Source organism: Mesorhizobium sp. M1227, assembly GCF_040318315.1.
Lineage (GTDB): Bacteria > Pseudomonadota > Alphaproteobacteria > Rhizobiales > Rhizobiaceae > Mesorhizobium.
Genome location: NZ_JAMYLZ010000001.1, coordinates 403,562 through 422,658, shown reverse-complemented (window position 1 = coordinate 422,658; position 19,097 = coordinate 403,562). Strand labels below are relative to the sequence as shown.

Here is a 19,097-nt window from a genome sequence, read left to right as displayed (position 1 = left end):
TCACCTGAATATCAGCGCATCTCAGGCGAGGCTGTCGATCTCTTCGTCCGACAGGTTCTGCGGCACCACCGTGACGGGAATCGGAAAGGCGGCGCCCTTGCCGGCGACCGCGCCGACCAGCGGCCCAGGCCCTTCCTTGCCGGCGCCTGCCGCCAGCACCAGGATGGCGATGTCCTGGTCTTCCTCGATCAGCTTGTGGATCTCTTCGGTCGGCTTGCCTTCGCGCACCACCAGTTCCGGCTCGATGCCGAGCTTCTGGCGCACCTTGTTGGCGTAGCTGTCGAGTGCGGCGCGCGCCGTGGCGTTCGCCTCCTCGCGCATGATCTTCTCGACGCCCAGCCAGTGCTGGAAATCATCCGGCTCGATGACATAGAGCAGCACCAGCACGCCGCCCGTGCTTTGCGCCCGCTTCGAGGCGTAGGCGACGGCGCGCTCGCATTCGGGCGTGTCGTCGATGATCGCCAGGAACTTGCGGCGATGACCGGCTTCGCGGCTGAGGCGTTTGGAGACCATATTCACCCTGTTCGATGGTTTCGGTCGCAATCTGCCACCGCCTCAGCCCGCCCGCAAGCGACCGGCGGCTGTGGCAATGCTGGTGCAGCTTAAAGCGCGTCGCGTTCGACCAGCGACGCGCTTCAGGTTCTTGTTTTATGCATGTCGTTATCGCAAAACCGCTGCACACTTTTGCGCGACATGCATTAGCCTTGCAGCAGGCCGATAATGTCGCGCACGGTCTTCATGGTCGCTTCGGCCAATGTGCCGGCACGCTCGCCGCCATCCCGCAGCACCGCGTCGACGTAGGCGCGGTCGCTGGAGATGCGGCGCATCTCGCCGGCGATCGGCGCCAGTTTTTCCACCGCAAGGTCGGCCAGCGCCGGCTTGAACACCGAAAACTGCTGGCCGCCATATTCCTTCAGCACCGCCTCTTTCGAGATTTCGGCGAGGCCGGCATAGATGCCGACGAGGTTTTCCGCTTCCGGCCGGCCGGCAAGCCCGTCCAGTTCGCCGGGCAAAGCCTCCGGGTCGGTCTTGGCCTTGCGGATCTTCTTCGAGATGGCGTCGGCATCGTCGGTCAGGTTGATGCGCGACAGGTCCGACGGGTCCGACTTCGACATCTTCTTCGAACCGTCGCGCAGCGACATGATGCGCGCTGCCGGGCCGCCGATGACCGGCTCGGTCAGCGGGAAATAGCCGTTCACCGTCTCTTCGCCGACCTCCATCTCGACGCCGACGCCAAGCGCTGCGATGCGGTCCGAAAAGTCGTTGTTGAATTTCTGCGCGATGTCGCGGGTCAGCTCCAGATGTTGCTTCTGGTCGTCGCCGACCGGCACGTGGGTGGCGCGGTAGACGAGGATGTCGGCGGCCATCAGGGAGGGATAGGCGAGCAGGCCGAGCGAGGCGTTCTCGCGGTCCTTGCCCGCCTTGTCCTTGAATTGCGTCATGCGGTTCATCCAACCGATGCGCGCCACGCAGTTGAAGATCCAGGCAAGCTCGGCGTGCTGCATCACCCGCGACTGGTTGAAGACGATGTGCTTGGTCGGGTCGATGCCGGAGGCGAGAAACGCCGCGGTGATCGACCGCGTCTGGTCCTGAAGATCCTCATGGACGAGCTGTGCGGTCAGCGAGTGCAGATCGACGACGCAATAGATACAGTCGGAGGTGTCCTGCAGGGCGACGAATTTCTTGATGGCGCCGAGATAATTGCCGAGATGCAGATTGCCAGTTGGCTGGACGCCGGAAAAAACGAGCGGTTTGAAGGGGGGCTGATCGGTCATGGTGTTTCCCTGGCTTGTGGAGGGCCGTTTCGCGCGCGGCGAAAGTCTTGCGACGGCGCGCTTATGGACGAGAGCGAGGAGACGATCAAGAGGGGCGTGGGCCAGGGCGCGCAGGCTTTGACGTCGGCCGAACAGAAGGCTGTTTGAGGGATGGCGCCGACCAGAAACAAAAACCCGCCTCGGTGGGCGGGTCGTTGGAGCCAATTAGCACCATACTGAGATTAATAGCATAGCTGCCGGCACAAAGCAAGAACAAAATTGGCGCTGATGAATTTTCCCCCTCACGGATCCGGAGATTGCTCCTTGACCGGCTGGGAGCCCTTGCGCCCGATATTGCGGCGGATCATGCCGAAATCGGCGCCGCCGGTGGCGAAGGCGGTGACGAAGTAAAGCAGCGCCCCGCCGGCGACGAGCGCAAGCAGGGTTACCGCCTTGATCACCAGCAGCGAGCCGGAGCCGAGACTTGCGGCGAACCAGTGTTCGGCAAAATAGAGCGCCGCGGCCATCACCGCCGCCGACAGCACCAGCCGCGGGATGCGTTTCATGAGCGGCACGTCGCGGCCCCAATGGCCGCGCCGGATCAGCACGGCGAGCAGCATCGCCGCATTGACCCAGCCGGCGACAGCGGAGGCAACGGCAATGCCGGGCGCGCCCATCGTCGGAAACAGCGTCAGTGCCGTCGTAATGTTAACCGCCACCGAGATGGCGGCGAAAATCATCGGCGTGCGCGTGTCCTCGCGAGCGAAATAGCCTGGGGTGAACGCCTTGATCAGCACGAAGGCCGGCAGGCCGAGCCCGAAGATCGCCAGGATTGCCGCGACCGTCGGCGTCGAATTGTTGGCGGCAAAGGCGCCGCGCTCATAGACCAGCCGCACGATCGGCTCGGACATGACCAGCAGCGCGGCCGCCGCAGGCAAGGTCATGAAAAGGGTAAACTCGACCGAGCGGTTCTGCAGATTGGCGGCCTCGACCAGATTGCCCGATTTCAGCGCCCGCGACAGTTCCGGCAACAGCACGATGGCGACAGCGACGCCGACGACGCCCAGCGGCAGCTGGTAGACGCGGTCGGCATAGGCCAGCGACGACACCGCACTGTCCTGCGCCGATGCGATCGCCGTGCCGATCAGCTGGTTGATCTGGGTGATGCCGCCGGTGATCGCCGCCGGCAGCGCCAGGATCAGCAGCCGCTTGACGTTCGGCGTCATCTTCGGCCGCCGGAAGCCGATCGAAATGCCGGCATGGCGCACCGCCGCCCAGACGATCGCCAGCTGCACCAGGCCGGCCGCCAGCACGCCCCAAGCCAGGCCGAAACCAACGGTGCGGGCGTCCGAACCCTTGTACCAGGCATAGGCAAGCACGGCGATAAGGATGACGTTGAGGAACACCGGCGCCACCGCAGCGGCGAAATAGCGGCGCAGCGAATTCAGCATGCCGGCCATCATGGCGCCGAGCGACATGCAGATCAGGTAGGGGAACATGACGGTCGCCAGCGCCACCGTCGTCTCGAATTTTCCCGGCGTGTCGGCAAAGCCCGGCGCCACCAGATAGCGCACGATCAGCGGCATCGCCAGTTCCATGGCGATGGTCAGCGCCAGAAGCGCCGTGAACAAGACGCCGAACACCTCTTCGGAAAAGCGCTTGGCGCCGTCGGTGCCGTGTGTCTCGATCTCCTTGGCGAACAGCGGCACGAAGGCGGCATTGAAGGCGCCTTCGGCGAACAGCCGGCGAAAGGTGTTGGGAAACTGGAAGGCGGCATTGAAGGCGTCGGCGATCGGCCCGGTGCCAAGTGCAGCAGCCATCAGCATCTCGCGGCCGAAACCGAGGGCGCGGCTCATCAGCGTGCCGGAAGCGACCGTGGCGAATTTCTTGACAAGGCTCATGCGCTTGAAGACTGCCTGTGCGATTGGGGCAAATGGAAGGTAACAGTCACTCGGCGGCCGTTTTGGTCTTGCCGCGCTCGGACGCCGTGCCCTCGAGCACCGCGATCAGCCTGTTGCGGATGGTCGCGGTGCGCGACGGGCTGTCGATCTTCTGGCCGGTGAGATCGGTGACGTAGAACGTGTCGATGACTTTTTCGCCGAAGGTGGTGATGTGGGCCGAGGCGATGTCGAGCGACAGGTCCGACAACATGCCGGTGATCTCCGACAGAAGGCCCGGCCTGTCCAGCCCCTCGACCTCGATCACCGAGAAACGGTTCGACAGCGTGTTGCGGATCTCGGCGCGTGGCGGAATACGGAAAACCTTGGCGCCGCGCCGCGGCTTGGTGCGCTTCTCGATCATTTCGGGCAGCCAGCTCTTGCCCGACAGCACGTCCTCGATCAGCCGGCCGACGCGCTCGGCACGGCGGCGCTCGTCCTCGTCGCGGTCGAACTCCCTCGAGATCAGGATGGTGTCGAGCGCGCGGCCGTCCGAGGTGGTGAAGATCTGCGCGTCGACGATGTTGCCGCCGGCCGCGGCACAGGCGCCGGCAATCACCGAGAGCAGGCGCGGATGGTCCTGCGCCAGCACGGTGATCTCGGTCACCGCCTCGAACTGGTGGGTTTTGACCATGGTGGCGAGCTTCTTGCCGGCGTGATCGGCCTCGCGGATGAATTCGGCATGGCGGAGCTGGTCGGGAAGATCGACCGCCAGCAGATAGTTCTCGTAGTGCTGGCCGACATAACGCTTGCGGGCCTTTTCCGGCCAGTCGGCAAGCGCCTCGGCCAGTTGTTCGCGCGCCGCCGCCGTCCGTTTGGCGCGCGACACCTCCGAAAACCCGCCGGTCAACAAAAGCTCGGTCTCGTAGTAGAGCGTACGCAGCAACTGGCCCTTCCAGCCGTTCCAGACCCCAGGCCCGACGCCGCGGATATCGCAGACGGTAAGCACAAGCAGCATCTTCAGCCGTTCGACCGACTGCACGATGGCGGCAAAATCCTCGATCGTCTTGCGGTCGTTGAGATCGCGGGTCTGCGCCGTCATCGACATGACGAGGTGGTTCTCGACCAGCCAGGCAACCGTTTCGGTGTCGGCCGGCGACAGCCCCATATGCGGGCAGATGCGCCGGGCGATCCTGGCGCCGGCTTGCGAATGGTCCTCCGGCCTGCCCTTGGCGATGTCGTGCAGCAGCACGGCGACATAGAGCGCCTCGCGGCTCTTCTTCAGCCCCGGCATCAGCGAGTGGGCGAGTGGATGGATCTTTTCCCCGTCGCCGCGCTCGATCTCGGCCAGCACGCCGATGCAGCGGATCAAATGCTCGTCCACGGTGTAGTGGTGGTACATCGAGAACTGCATCATGGCGACGATCTTGCCGAAGTCCGGGATCAGCTTTGCCAGCAGTCCGGCCTCGTTCATGCGCCGCAGATTGAGCTCGGCGTTGCGGTCCGAGGTCAACACATCGAGGAACAGCCGGTTGGCCTCCTCGTCGCGCCTGAGCGCCTTGCCGACGAGGCCGAGAGAGCGGGTCAAAAGCTTCAGCGCATCGGGGTGGAATTCCAGGCCATGCTTGTCGGCAAACCAGAACAGCCTGAGCAGGTTAACCGGATCGCGCTCGAACACCTCGTCGTCGGCAATGTTGATGCGGTGGTTGTCGACGATGAAATCGGCCGTGCCGGCGAGCTTGCGCTTGCGGCGCGAAAAGGTGAGAAAGATGCGGTTGAAGCCCGGCACATGCTTGGCCTGCTCTTCTTCCAGCGCGGCGCAGAAAATGCGGGTCAGGTCGCCGACATCCTTGGCGACGAGGAAGTAGTGCTTCATGAATCGCTCGACCGCCGACAGGCCGGGATGGGTGGTGTAGCCCAGCCGCTCGGCAATATCGCGCTGGATATCGAAATGCAGCCGCTCCTCGGCCTTGCCGGTGAGGAAATGCATGTGGCAGCGCACCGCCCATAGGAAATCCTCGGCCTTCTGGAATTCCCTGTATTCGGCGTCGGTGAAGACGCCCTTGTCGACCAGTTCCTCGCCGGTGCGCACGCGGTAGAAATATTTGGCGATCCAGAACAGCGTCTGCAGGTCGCGCAGGCCGCCCTTGCCGTCCTTGACGTTGGGTTCGACCAGGTAACGGCTCTCGCCGGCCTTGGCGTGGCGCTCGTCGCGTTCGGCGAGCTTGGCCTGGACATATTCGGGGCCGGTGGTGCGCACCACCTCATGGTCGAAGCGCTGCAAAAGCTCGTCATAGAGCTTTTGCTCGCCCCACAGGAAGCGCGCCTCCAGGATCGAGGTGCGGATGGTGATGTCGGTGCGCGACAGCCTGAGGCACTCGTCGATGTTGCGGGTGGCGTGGCCGACCTTCAGCCCGAGGTCCCACAGCATGTAGAGCATGTATTCGACGATCTGCTCGCCCCACGGCGTCTGCTTGTAGGGCAGTAGGAACAGCAGATCGATGTCGGACCCGGGCGCCAGCGTGCCGCGGCCATAGCCGCCGACGGCCACGACCGCCATGCGCTCGGCCGATGACGGGTTTTTGACGCGATAGACATGGGTGGCGGCGAAATCGTAGAGCGCGCGGATGATCTCATCCATCAGATGCGACAGCCGGGCGGCGCAGGCGGTGCCGCTGCCATCGTCCATCAGCATGCGTTCGGCGACCGTGCGGCCGTCGGCGAGCCGGCTTTTGAGAAGCTTGAGGACGCCGCTGCGCGCGGCCTTACCGGAGCCGTCGCCTGCCGTGGCCGCGGTCAGTTCGGTCATCTCGCGGCGCAAGGCTTCGCCGTCGATCAGTTCCTCGAGCTTCAGGGATATTCTTGCCATAAATGCCGTTCGGCCTCGCCGTTTCGGCGGCGTCTATAGCGCGTTTTCGCGGCGCTGGGTATGGGGCGGACGGACGCGTTCTCCACGGCCACCGACAGGACGATCATCTCGCGCCCGCTGCCGGTTCGGTTAGGGCCTGGCCACGAAAAATCGAAATCGGCCCTTGACCTTCCAGTTACTGGAAGCACTACCTCCGCCGCAACATCGAAATACAGGGGCTTTCGGCATGACGCATTCCGATCACCATCATCACGCCCATGGCAGCTGCTGCTCGGCAAAAGGCGCCCCCTCTGCTGCGGACGCCGTCATCCGCGATCCGGTCTGCGGCATGAACGTCGATCCGGCTGCCGGCAAGCCGACCGCCGAGCATGACGGCCGTCGCTATCATTTCTGCAGCGAGAGCTGCCGCGCGAAATTCGTCGCCGAGCCGGAAAAATACCTGACCGCAATCGATCCCGTCTGCGGCATGAGCGTCGATCGCGCCACGGCCAAGCACTTTTTGCGGCACGAGGGCCGAGGCTTCTATTTCTGCTCGGCCGCTTGCCAGGCGAAGTTCGAAGCCGAGCCGGCAAAATATCTCGGCGACAGGCCGGCGCCGCAGCCGATGCCCAAGGGCACGCAATACACCTGCCCGATGCATCCCGAAATCATCCGCGACAAGCCCGGCTCCTGCCCGATCTGCGGCATGGCGCTGGAACCGATGGGCGTGCCGACCGGCGACGAGGGACCTAACCCGGAACTGGTCGACTTCACCAGGCGCTTTTGGGTGAGCGCGGTGCTGTCCGTGCCGTTGCTGCTCATCGCCATGGCGCCGATGCTCGGCCTGACGTTCCAGGCCTTCATCGACGACCGCGCGAAGGTCTGGCTGGAGCTGGCGCTGGCCAGCCCGGTGGTGCTGTGGGCGGCATTCCCGTTCTTCCATCGCGGCTGGAACTCGGTCCTCAACCGCAGCCCCAATATGTGGACGCTGATTTCGCTCGGCGTCGGTGCCGCCTATCTCTACAGCGTCGTCGCCACGCTGTTTCCAGGCCTCTTTCCGCACCAGTTCCGCGGCCATGACGGCACCGTGCCGGTCTATTTCGAGGCGGCGGCGGTGATCGTCGCGCTGGTGTTCCTCGGCCAGGTGCTGGAATTGCGCGCCCGCGAGAAAACCGGCTCGGCGATCCGCGCGCTGCTCGACCTGGCGCCGAAGACGGCGCGGCTGATCGGCGCGGACGGTTCCGAAAACGACGTGCCGCTCGATACGGTCAAGGCCGGCGACCGCTTGCGCATCCGCCCAGGCGACGCCGTGCCGGTCGACGGCACTGTGCTCGAAGGACGCTCTTCCATCGATGAATCGATGATCACAGGCGAGCCGCTGCCGGTCGAGAAGACCGAAGGCGACAACCTCACTGGCGGCACGCTCAACAAGAACGGCTCGCTGATCATGCGCGCCGACAAAGTCGGCGCCGAGACGACGCTGGCGCGGATCGTCGAGCTTGTCGCCAAGGCTCAGCGTTCACGCGCGCCGATCCAGGGGCTGGCCGACCGCGTCTCGTTCTACTTCGTCCCGGCCGTCGTGCTGGTCGCCATCATTGCGTTCGTCGCCTGGGCGATCGTCGGACCGGAACCCAGCCTGGTGTTTGCCATCGTCTCGGCGGTCTCGGTGCTGATCATCGCCTGTCCGTGTGCACTCGGCCTTGCCACGCCAATGTCGATCATGACCGCCACCGGGCGCGGCGCGCATGCCGGCGTGCTGATCAAGGAAGCAGCAGCGCTCGAGCGCTTCGCCTCGGTTGATACGCTGATCGTGGACAAGACGGGAACGCTGACCGAAGGCCGGCCGCGACTGACCGATGTCGTTGCCGTCGAAGGCATGGCGCAGGACGAGCTGCTGGCGCTCGCCGCCGGTCTCGAAAAAGGCTCGGAGCATCCGCTGGCCGAGGCGATCGTCGAAGGCGCCCGCGAACGCGGCGTGAAGGTCCCCGACTCCGGCGGTTTCGAGGCCGTCACCGGCAAGGGCGTTTCCGGCACGGTTTCGGGGCAGAAGGTGGCGCTCGGCAATGCCGCGATGATGGCCGATCTCGGCATCGACACGGCGTCGGTCCTGGCCAGTGCCGAGGCGCTGCAGGCCGACGGCAAGACCGCGATGTTCGTTGCTGTCGGCACCCGGCTCGCCGGCCTCGTCGCCGTCGCCGACCCGATCAAGGCGACCACCGCCGAGGCGATCAAGGCGCTGCATGACAGCGGGCTGAAGATCGTCATGGCGACCGGCGACAACGAGCGCACGGCAAAAGCCATCGCAGCCAAGCTCGGCATCGACGAGGTGCGTGCCGGGCTTTTGCCCGAGCAGAAGGGTGCGCTGGTCGAGGAATTGCGTGCAAACGGCGCCGGCGTCGCCATGGCCGGCGACGGCGTCAACGATGCGCCTGCACTCGCCGCTGCCGATGTCGGCATCGCCATGGGCACCGGCGCCGATGTCGCGGTCGAGAGTGCGGGGATCACGCTGGTCAAGGGCGATCTCAACGGCATCGTCCGAGCCCGCACGCTTGCCCAGGGCACGATCCGCAACATCCGCCAGAACCTGTTTTTCGCTTTCCTCTACAACGTGCTTGGCGTGCCGGTTGCTGCCGGCGTGCTTTATCCGCTCACCGGCACGCTGCTGTCGCCGATGATTGCGGCGGCGGCGATGAGCCTGTCTTCGGTTTCGGTGATCGCCAACGCATTGCGGCTCAGGACGTTGAAACTCTGATTAAAACTTCCAGATAGACCCTGTTCAAAAAAGGAGACGATGAATGACCCTGGCCAAGAAGATCGTGCTGCTGATGATGGCGGCGGGAATGCTGCTTGCTGTTTTCCTCGAAAGCGTTCCGGCACAAGCCGAGGAGATGAAGCACGACATGGGCGCAATGGGCGCGCAGAGTCCCTCGACCGAGGGCTACAAGGCGGCGATGGACAAGATGCACGCCGACATGATGGCGATCGAATATTCCGGCAATGCCGACGTCGATTTCGCCCGCGGCATGATCCCGCATCACCAGGCGGCCATCGACATGGCCAAGATCGAGCTCGCCAATGGCAAGGATCCGGAAATCCGCAAGCTGGCCGAAGCAGTGATCGCCGCGCAGCAGGCCGAGATCAAGCAGATGCAGGACTGGCTCGCCGCACATCCGGTGAAGTAGGCGTCACGCTGCCGGGGAATCCGGGCGAGAGGCCTCACCTGGATTTCTGCTTCACCTGGATTTGCCTTGGCGACTGTGGTGCTATCCGGGCCTCGGACTGGAGCATGCCATGCCATCGACGATAAGAACGACCACCCTGCCCTGCGGCGAAGCCGTGCCGGTGCTCGGCCAGGGCACCTGGAAGATGGGCGAAGACGGCCGCCGCCGTGGCGACGAGGCCAATGCCCTGAAGCTCGGGCTGGATCTCGGCATGACGCTGATCGACACCGCCGAAATGTATGCCAGCGGCGGCGCCGAGGAGGTGGTGGCGGAGGCCATCGCCGGTCGCCGCGACGAGGTTTTCCTGGTCTCCAAAGTGCTGCCGTCCAATGCCTCGCGCGCCGGCGTGAAACGGGCATGCGAGAACAGCCTGAGGCATCTCGCCACCGACCGCATCGATCTTTATCTGCTGCATTGGCCGGGCAGTGTGCCTTTGATGGAAACGGTAGAGGCGTTCGAAGCGTTGAAGGCGGCCGGCAAGATCCGCCATTGGGGCGTCAGCAATTTCGATACCGATGAGATGGAAGAGCTGGTTCGGTTGCCGGCCGGCGGCAACGTCCAGACCAACCAGGTGCTCTACAATCTGTCGCAGCGCGGCGTCGAGTTCGACCTCGCCCCGTGGAGCCGGCAACGCGGCATGCCGCTGATGGCCTATTCGCCGGTCGATCAGGGGGTATTGGCGCGCAATGCCAGGTTAGATGCCATCGCCGCCCGCCACAGTGCGACGCCGGCGCAGATCGCTCTTGCCTGGGTGATGGCGCAGGACGGGGTGATTGCCATTCCGAAGGCCAGTCGCCCGGAGCATATCCGGCAGAATGTCGCGGCGTTGGACATCGAGCTCACGAGCGAAGATTTCGCCGAAATTGACCACGCCTTCCCACCGCCGAGGCGGAAGTCGGGCCTGGCGATGATTTGAGGGTTCGCGCAGTACAACGTTGCGATCCTTCGCGCCCCCCTCTGTCCTGCCGGACATCTCCCCCACGAGTGGGGAGATTGGACGTCGCATCGGCTTTCGCCAACTTCAAACGAAGAAAAGACACTGCCAGCGAAGCTGCCAATCTCCCCCCAAGTGGGGGAGATGTCCGGCAGGGCAGAGGGGGGCGCGAAGGAATGCCGACAGACGGCGGGCTCAGCCAGCGACGGCTACTGCCCCACCATCCCCTTCAGCCGGTACAGCGCCTCCAGCGCCTCCCTTGGCGTCATCTCGTCGGGATTGATCTCCGCTAGCGCCAAACCCAGCCCATCACTCTTCGCCGGCTTCGACGCTTCCCGCTTCGCCGCCACGGAAAACAGCGGCAGGTCGTCGACCAGACGGTTGGCCTTGCCCGAGACCTCGCCTGCTTCAAGCTGGTGCAGCACTTCCTTGGCCCGGCCGACGACGGCCTCTGGCAGGCCGGCCAGCCGCGCTACCTGGACGCCGTAGGAACGGTCGGCCGCACCCTTGCCGACCTCGTGCAGGAAGACCACGTCGCCCTCCCATTCCTTGACCCGCATGGTGACGTTGGAGAGCCGCGGCAGTTTTCCGGCCAGCGCCGTCATCTCGTGGAAATGCGTGGCGAAGATCGCCCGGCAGCGGTTTTTCTCGTGCAGATATTCGACCGCCGCCCAGGCGATCGACAGGCCGTCGAAAGTGGCGGTGCCGCGGCCGATCTCATCGAGGATGACCAGTGCGCGTTCGCCTGCCTGGTTGAGGATCGCCGCCGTCTCGACCATCTCGACCATGAAGGTGGAGCGGCCGCGCGCCAGATCGTCGGAGGCGCCGACCCGCGAAAACAGCCGGTCGACGACGCCGATATGGGCTGATGCCGCAGGCACGAAGGAGCCGGTCTGGGCGAGGATGGCAATCAGCGCGTTTTGCCTGAGGAAGGTCGACTTGCCGCCCATATTGGGGCCGGTCAGCAGCCAGATCGCGCCGGCCTTGGCATCGCCTTGCGGCGACAGATCGCAATCATTGGCGACGAACGGGCCTTCGCCGGAACGCCGCAGCGCCTGTTCGACCACCGGGTGGCGTCCGCCCGAAATCTCGAAGGCAAGGCTCGCATCGACAAGCGGCCGGCACCAGGCCTCGCTCTCGGAAAGCAAGGCAAGCGCGGCCGAAACGTCGAGCACGGCGAGCGCTTCGGCGCCGGCACGGATCGTGTCGGCTTGGCCGACCACTTCCGCCGTCAGCGCCTCGAAAGCGGCAAGCTCGATCGCCAGCGCCCGGTCGGCGGCGTTGGCGATCTTGGTTTCCAGTTCGGCGAGTTCGGTGGTGGTGAAGCGCATGGCGTTGGCCATGGTCTGGCGATGGATGAAGCGTGCCCTGGCGCCGTCGCTGCCGGTCATCAGCGCATGATGATTGGCGGTGACTTCGATATAATAGCCCAATACGTTGTTGTGCCTGATCTTCAGCGAGCGGATGCCGGTCTCGTCGATCAGCGAGCGCTCCAGCCCGGCGATCACTTTTCGCGACTCGTCGCGCAGCGCCCGCATCTCGTCGAGTTCGGCATGGTAGCCGGAACGGACAAAGCCGCCGTCGCGCCTGAGCAACGGCAGCTCGTCGCTGAGCGCCTGCGCCAGATGCGTCGCCAGTTCATTCGGCAGCGCCTTGATAGCTCCCAACGCCGCGGCCAGTTCGCCCGGCAAGGCGGTTTGGCCGAACAGTTCGGCGATGGCGCCGGCCGCTTCGAAACCGGCGCGCAGCGCGCCGAGGTCGCGCGGGCCGCCGCGGTTGAGCGCCAGCCTGGACAGCGCGCGCGGCATATCGGCGACGCTCTTCAGGCTTGCCCGCACCGCCTGGCAAAGGCGCGTCTCGGAGCGGAAGAACGACACCGAGTCCAGCCTTGCGGCGATTGCCGCCGGATCGGTCAGCGGCGCCATCAGCCGGTCGGCGAGCAGCCTTGCACCGCCGCCGGTCACCGTGCGGTCGATCGCCTTGAACAGCGATCCGTCGCGGCTGCCGGACAGCGTGCGCAGCAGCTCCAAATTGGCGCGCGTCGCCGGGTCGATGAACAGCGTCGAATCCTGCTCCTCGCGCTGCGGCCGCGACAGCGGCGGCCGCTCGGCTTTCTGCGTCTTCTCGACATAGGCGATGACGCCCGAGATTGCCGACAGCTCGGCGCGCGAAAACGAGCCGAAACTGTCCGGCGTTGCCACCTCGAAGAAGCGGGCGATGCGGCCGGCGGCCGAAGCCGAATCGAACAGCGACGGCGGCTGCGGGCTGGCGACGCGGCCGAGCACGTCGAAGACCGGTTTCAGCTCCGGGTCGTAAAACACCGGTTCGGCGACGATCAGCTCGCGCGGATCGACGCGGAAGACATCGGCGAGCAGCCGGTCGGCGGTTGTCTCGGCGACGCGGAAGACACCGGTCGAGATCTCGATCCAGGCTAGGGCGAAACTTCCTTGGTTCCCTGTCGCGCTGCCGCGCTCCCCGCCTCTTGTATCGCCGCTGCCGCCCTTGACTCGTCCCAACGCCATCAGAAAACTCGATTCCGACGGCGCCAGCAATTTGTCCTCGGTGATGGTGCCGGGCGTTACTAGCCGCACCACGTCGCGGCGCACCACCGATTTGCCGCCGCGCTTCCTGGCCTCCGCCGGATCCTCGATCTGCTCGCAGACAGCGACGCGGAACCCTTGGCCGATCAGCTTCTGCAGATAATCGTCGGCGGCGTGCACCGGCACGCCGCACATGGGGATGTCGAGCCCCTGGTGCTTGCCGCGCTTGGTCAGCACGATGCCGAGCGCCCGGCTTGCCTTCTCGGCATCGTCGAAGAACAGCTCGTAGAAATCGCCCATGCGGTAGAACAGCAGCGAATCCGGGTTCGCCGCCTTGATCTCGATATACTGCTCCATCATCGGCGTCGCCGGCGCGAAGGCCGGCGTGGCATTGTCGCTTCGAATGGGCGTCTCGTCGTTCAAGAAGCTGCTTCCAAAATTTTGCAAGCCATGCTTGGCGGTTTACAGCGGCGAAGTGTAGCCTTAATCCCGAACCTTCCACAAAAGAAAGCATGCGCACCCATCTCAAGCGGTGCCGTACGGGCGAGGAAACCAAAAGTACCATGGCCAAGAAAACCGAAAGCAACGGGCCCTCCGTCAGCGCCCAGGAGGCGCTGGAATTCCACGCCATGGGCCGTCCGGGCAAGCTGGAGATCGTCGCCACAAAACCGATGGCGACGCAGCGCGATCTCAGCCTTGCCTATTCGCCGGGCGTCGCCGTTCCGGTTCTCGCCATCGCCGAGGACCCGAGCCGCGCCTTCGACTACACGGTTCGCGGCAACATGGTCGCCGTCATCTCCAACGGCACCGCCATCCTCGGCCTCGGCAATCTCGGCGCGCTGGCCTCGAAGCCGGTGATGGAAGGCAAGGCGGTGCTGTTCAAGCGCTTCGCCGATGTCGATTCCATCGACCTTGAGGTCGACACCGAGGATGCCGACGAATTCATCAACTGCGTGCGTTTCCTTGGACCCTCCTTCGGCGGCATCAACCTCGAGGATATAAAGGCACCGGAATGCTTCATCATCGAGCAGCGGCTGCGCGAGCTGATGGACATCCCGGTCTTCCATGACGACCAGCACGGCACCGCCATCATCTCGGCTGCCGGCCTGATCAACGCGCTGGAAATCAGCGGCCGCGACATGAAGACCACGAAAATGGTCTGCAACGGCGCCGGCGCTGCCGGCATCGCCTGCATCGAATTGATGAAGGCGATGGGCTTTGCGCCCGAAAATATCATCCTCTGCGACACCAAGGGCGTCGTCTTCCAGGGCCGCACCGAAGGCATGAACCAGTGGAAATCGGCGCATGCCGTGAAAACCGGCGCGCGCTCGCTGGCCGAGGCGCTGGACGGCGCCGACGTGTTCCTCGGCCTCTCGGCCAAAGGCACGCTGACCACCAAAATGGTGCAGTCGATGGCCAAGAACCCGATCATCTTCGCCATGGCCAATCCCGACCCCGAGATCACGCCGGAGGAAGTCGCCGAGATCCGCACCGACGCCATCATGGCGACGGGACGGTCCGACTATCCCAACCAGGTCAACAACGTGCTTGGCTTCCCCTACATCTTCCGCGGCGCGCTCGATGTACGGGCGACCACCATCAACGACGACATGAAGATCGCCGCGGCCAAAGCGCTCGCCGAACTGGCGCGCCAGGACGTGCCCGACGACGTCGCCGCCGCCTATCAGGGCATGCGGCCGAAATTCGGCCCCAACTACATCATTCCGGTGCCGTTCGACCCGCGCCTGATCTCGGCCATCCCGATCGCCGTGGCCAAGGCGGCGATGGACTCCGGTGTCGCGCGCAAGCCGATCCTCGATCTCGACCGCTACGCGCAGGAGCTTTCCGCCCGCCGCGACCCGATCGCCTCGACGCTGCAGCGCATCTACGACCGCGTCCGCCGCCAGCCCAAGCGCATCGTCTTTGCCGAGGGCGAGGAGGAGCAGGTGATGCGCGCCGCCGTCTCCTATGTGAACCAGCGGCTCGGCACCGCCATCCTGCTCGGCCGCGACGACATCATCAAGGAAAACGCCAGGAACGCCGGCATCGACCTCGGCAAGCAAGGCATCGAGATCATCAATGCGCGGCTGTCGCGGCGCAACTCCGTCTACACCGATTATCTCTACGAGCGCATGCAGCGCAAAGGCTTCCTGTTCCGCGACTGCCAGCGGCTGATCAACAACGACCGCAACCATTTCGCCGCCTGCATGGTGGCGCTGGGCGATGCCGACGGCATCGTCACCGGCGTTACCCGTAACTATTCGACGGCGCTCGACGACATCCGCCGCGTCATCGACGCAAGGCCCGGCCATTGCGTCATCGGCGTGTCGATCGTGCTCGCGCGCGGTCGCACCGTCCTCGTTGCCGACACCGCGGTGCACGACATGCCGGATGCCGTCGAGATCGCCGACATCGCCGAGGAGGCCGCCGGTTTCGCCCGCCGCATGGGCTACGAGCCGAGGCTCGCCATGCTCGCCTATTCAACCTTCGGCCATCCGCAGGGCGAGCGCTCCGAGCGCGTCCAGGAAGCGGTGCGCATCCTCGACAAGCGCCGCGTTGATTTCGAGTATGACGGCGAGATGGCCGCCGACGTGGCGCTCAACGCCCGCGCCATGGCGCAATACCCGTTCATCAGGCTGACCGGCCCGGCCAATGTGCTGATCATGCCGGCCTTCCACTCGGCCTCGATCTCGACCAAGATGCTGCAGGAGCTCGGCGGCTCGACCGTCATCGGCCCGCTGCTGGTCGGCCTGAACAAGCCGGTCCAGATCGTCTCGCTCAATGCCAAGGATTCAGACATCGTCAACATGGCAGCGATTGCGGCGTATAGCGCGGGGGCTTGAGGAGCGGGGGCAGCAGCAGCGCCTCTCCCTTCTCCCCCTGTGGGAGAAGGTGGCCGAGCGAAGCTCGGTCGGATGAGGGGTGTTCCAGCTTGGCACCGGCAGCACTCCGTCCAGCACCCCTCAACCGTCTCGGCGCTGCGCGCCGATCCACCTTCTCCCACAGGGGGAGAAGGAAGAGATGCCGCTACAGAAGCCCCGCCTGCTCGGCCTCGCGGCGCAGATTCTGCCGTGGCCTTGGGCCGATCTGCTGGATGACCAGCCCGGCTGCCAGCGAGCCGAGATCGCCGCAATCCTTGAGGCTGCGGCCTTGCGTGTAGCCGTAGAGGAAGCCGGCGGCGTAGAGGTCGCCGGCGCCGGTGGTGTCGACCAGCTCGCGGATCCTGGTCGCATTGATGGTCACGGTCTCGTCGCCGCGCACGATCACCGAGCCCTTTTCCGAGCGGGTGACGGCGGCGATCTTGCAGTCCCTGCGGATCCGCGCCAGCGCCTCGTCGAATGAAGCGGTCTGGTAGAGCGACTTGATCTCGTGGCTGTTGGCAAAGACGATATCGACGGTGCCGGAGCGCATGAGATCGAGGAACTCGTCGCGGTAGCGGTCGACGCAGAACGAGTCCGACAATGTCATCGACACTTCGCGCCCGGCGGCGTGGGCGAGCTTAGCCGTCTGCCGGATCGCCTCCTTGGCGCGCGGCGGGTCCCACAGATAGCCCTCGAAATAGGTGACCGCGGCGCCCGAGGCCTTGTCGGCCTCGACGTCCTCCGGGCCGAGCTCGACGCAGGCGCCGAGATAGGTGTTCATCGAGCGCTCGCCGTCCGGCGTGACGAAGATCATCGAGCGCGCTGTCGGCGGTTCGCCGTTAAGCGGCCTGGTGTCGAAGGCGACACCCTGGGCATGGATGTCATGCGCGTAGATTTCGCCGAGCGCGTCGTTGGAGACCTTGCCGAAGAAAGCGGCGCGACCGCCGAAGGAGGCGACGCCCGCCGCCGTGTTGCCGGCGCTGCCGCCCGAGGCTTCAATGGCCGGGCCCATGCGGCTGTAGAGCAGTTCGGCGCGCCTCGTGTCGATCAAATTCATTGCGCCCTTGATGATGCCGTTGGTCTCCAGGAACGCCTCGTCGCACTGGGCGATGATGTCGACGATGGCATTCCCGATACAAAGCACGTCATAGTCCGGCATCAATTCATGTCTCCGCCAAAAACCCACCGGCTTTCTGCCACGCCGGGCGCGGGCGGGTCTAGCGGTTTGATGCGGCTTTGCCTAGGCCGCGAGTTATAAATCCGGGCAGAACGCAGATGCTTCGTATCGCGGTTTGCGCTTGTCTCGCGACCTGTCTCCGCCTATCCCGAAATATCGCCCATGGCCTCGTTTGACATGGAATTGGAAACGCCGTGATCCTCGACGCCGCCCGTGCCGCCTTGAGCCGGCTGTTCTCACCCGAATTCCGTTCCGTGTTCCTGAAGACACTGGGGCTGACCTTGCTTGCGCTGGCGGCGCTGTGGTTCGGGATCAAGAGCCTGTTCGAATGGCTGGCCTGGCCGTGGATCGATGCATGGCTGCCCGCCCTACCCTCCTGGGCCGGATGGCTGGGCGCCGTCGTCGCCGGCATCGGCCTTGCGCTGGGCTTGGCGCTGCTCATCGCGCCGGTGACGGCGATCATCGCCGGCCTGTTCCTCGACGACGTCGCCGAAGTGGTCGAGCGCACGGATTATCCAAACGACCCGCCCGGCCGCGCCGTGCCGCCGTTGCGCTCGCTGGTGCTGGCGATCCGCTTCTTCGGCGTCGTCATCCTCGGCAATATCGTCGCCCTGCTGCTGCTGCTGGTGCCGGGCATCAACATCGCCGCCTTCTTCGTCGTTAACGGCTATCTGCTCGGGCGCGAGTTCTTCGAATTCGCCGCCATGCGCTTTCGCCCGGAGGCCGAGGCCAAGGCGCTGCGCAGAAAGCACTCGATCACCGTGTTCCTGGCCGGGCTGGTGGTCGCCGCTTTCCTCGCCGTGCCGCTGCTCAACCTTCTGACGCCACTGTTCGCCGCCGCCATGATGGTGCATCTGCACAAGGCGATCTCGGCACGGGAAGGGAGCTATCTCAGCAGAAAACCCCTGCCCAGTTCATCATCGTCCTCGACGATGAATTCGGCCCGCCCTGAGTAATAGGCGCGGCCGCCGACGCGGGCGATGATGGCGTCATGCGGCCCGGCTGTGGCCGTGCGTACGACGGCGCCGGAAAAGCGCGAGCCGGCAATGCTCTCGAACAGCCGCGTCCGGCCAATTTCGATCTGGCCCTTGGCGTGCATGGCCGCCAGCCGCGCGGTGACGCCGGAGCCGGTCGGCGAACGGTCGACCTCGGCTTCAGCGAAAACGCAGATGTTTTTGGTCGGCGTATCGGAGAACGCATCCTGTCCGTCGGTCAGGATTGTGCCGTAGAGAAAGGCGAGATCGGCATGGTCGGGATGCGACAGCGGCAATTCGGCCTTCAGCTTATCAGTCAGCGCGGTCGCTGCATCGACGAAATCGCGCACCCGGTTCCTGCCAAATTCCAGCCCGAACTGGCGGCAGTCGGCCAGTGCATAGAAGGCGCCGCCATAGGCGATGTCGAAGCCGACCGGACCATAGCCCGGCAGCTCGATCCGCTGGTCGCCGGCGAACAGAAACGCCGGCACGCTTTCGAAGGACACCGCGCCGGCCTTGCCGTCCCTCACCTCGACCGCAGCCGAAATCAGCCCGCATGGCGCCTCGATATTGACGGTCGTCATCGGCTCGCGTGGCGCCACCAGCCGCTCGTCGACGGCGTAGCGGCCGAGCGCGACGATGGCGTGGCCGCACATCGTCGAATAGCCCTCATTGTGCATGAACAGCACCGCGAGGTCGGCGCCCGGCAGGTCGGGCTCGACCAGCAGCGCGCCATACATGTCGTAATGGCCGCGCGGCTCGAACATCAGGATCTTTCTGAGATGATCGAGATGGTCGCGCACATACGCACGCTTTTCGAGGATCGTGCCCTTGGGAATATCGGGGTAGCCGCCGGTGACGATCCGCAGCGGCTCGCCGCCGGTGTGCATGTCCACGACCGTGAGGGTCAT

The 19,097-nt window shown here is 65.0% G+C and carries 12 protein-coding genes; 5 read left to right on the top strand and 7 right to left on the bottom strand.

The window, feature by feature from the left end; genetic code table 11:
- Positions 1-21 precede the first annotated feature (21 nt).
- The 4 genes from NKH28_RS01935 to NKH28_RS01920 all read right to left on the bottom strand — a co-directional run bounded on the left by NKH28_RS01935 (position 22) and on the right by NKH28_RS01920 (position 6,500).
- Positions 22-513, bottom strand: coding sequence for a universal stress protein (locus NKH28_RS01935; RefSeq protein WP_352469977.1), 492 nt, complete (start codon positions 511-513; stop codon positions 22-24).
- A 185-nt stretch (positions 514-698) separates the two neighbouring features.
- Positions 699-1,775 (bottom strand): tryptophan--tRNA ligase, encoded by a 1,077-nt coding sequence (trpS, locus tag NKH28_RS01930; protein WP_352469976.1) that lies wholly within the window; start codon positions 1,773-1,775, stop codon positions 699-701.
- 281 nt (positions 1,776-2,056) lie between these two features.
- Positions 2,057-3,655: a murein biosynthesis integral membrane protein MurJ gene (gene murJ / locus NKH28_RS01925; protein WP_352540447.1), complete on the bottom strand. Its 1,599-nt coding sequence runs from the start codon at positions 3,653-3,655 to the stop codon at positions 2,057-2,059.
- A 46-nt stretch (positions 3,656-3,701) separates the two neighbouring features.
- A complete protein-coding gene (locus NKH28_RS01920; protein WP_352540446.1) occupies positions 3,702-6,500 on the bottom strand; it encodes a [protein-PII] uridylyltransferase in 2,799 nt (932 codons plus the stop codon).
- Positions 6,501-6,726: 226 nt separating this feature from the next.
- Here NKH28_RS01920 and NKH28_RS01915 point away from each other — a divergent pair, with 226 nt between their 5' ends.
- From NKH28_RS01915 to NKH28_RS01905, 3 genes are all read left to right on the top strand, one after another.
- Positions 6,727-9,231 carry a heavy metal translocating P-type ATPase gene (locus NKH28_RS01915; protein ID WP_352977622.1) on the top strand — a complete coding sequence of 835 codons (2,505 nt, stop codon included), beginning with the start codon at positions 6,727-6,729 and terminating at the stop codon, positions 9,229-9,231.
- A 43-nt stretch (positions 9,232-9,274) separates the two neighbouring features.
- The gene (gene copM, locus NKH28_RS01910) at positions 9,275-9,661 is read left to right on the top strand and encodes a CopM family metallochaperone (protein WP_352540444.1); all 387 of its coding nucleotides are present in this window, start codon (positions 9,275-9,277) and stop codon (positions 9,659-9,661) included.
- A gap of 109 nt (positions 9,662-9,770) precedes the next feature.
- Positions 9,771-10,616 (top strand): aldo/keto reductase, encoded by an 846-nt coding sequence (locus NKH28_RS01905; protein ID WP_352540443.1) that lies wholly within the window; start codon positions 9,771-9,773, stop codon positions 10,614-10,616.
- A gap of 227 nt (positions 10,617-10,843) precedes the next feature.
- On the opposite strand, the gene mutS is transcribed toward NKH28_RS01905, so the two are convergent.
- On the bottom strand, positions 10,844-13,534 hold the full coding sequence (mutS, locus tag NKH28_RS01900; RefSeq protein ID WP_352540501.1) for a DNA mismatch repair protein MutS: 2,691 nt from the start codon (positions 13,532-13,534) through the stop codon (positions 10,844-10,846).
- A 203-nt stretch (positions 13,535-13,737) separates the two neighbouring features.
- Between mutS and NKH28_RS01895 the strand changes: the two genes are divergently transcribed.
- Positions 13,738-16,017, top strand: a complete 2,280-nt coding sequence (locus NKH28_RS01895) for an NADP-dependent malic enzyme (protein WP_352977620.1) — start codon at positions 13,738-13,740, stop codon at positions 16,015-16,017.
- Between the two features lie 184 nt (positions 16,018-16,201).
- Here the strand turns inward: NKH28_RS01895 and NKH28_RS01890 are convergent, their stop codons facing one another.
- Positions 16,202-17,194 (bottom strand): adenosine kinase, encoded by a 993-nt coding sequence (locus NKH28_RS01890; protein WP_352469968.1) that lies wholly within the window; start codon positions 17,192-17,194, stop codon positions 16,202-16,204.
- A 212-nt stretch (positions 17,195-17,406) separates the two neighbouring features.
- Between NKH28_RS01890 and NKH28_RS01885 the strand changes: the two genes are divergently transcribed.
- Positions 17,407-18,168 carry a sulfate transporter family protein gene (locus tag NKH28_RS01885; RefSeq protein ID WP_352540442.1) on the top strand — a complete coding sequence of 254 codons (762 nt, stop codon included), beginning with the start codon at positions 17,407-17,409 and terminating at the stop codon, positions 18,166-18,168.
- On the opposite strand, the gene NKH28_RS01880 is transcribed toward NKH28_RS01885, so the two are convergent.
- A complete protein-coding gene (locus NKH28_RS01880) occupies positions 18,099-19,097 on the bottom strand; it encodes a proline racemase family protein (protein WP_352540441.1) in 999 nt (332 codons plus the stop codon). The two genes, NKH28_RS01885 and NKH28_RS01880, sit on opposite strands and share 70 nt — an antisense overlap.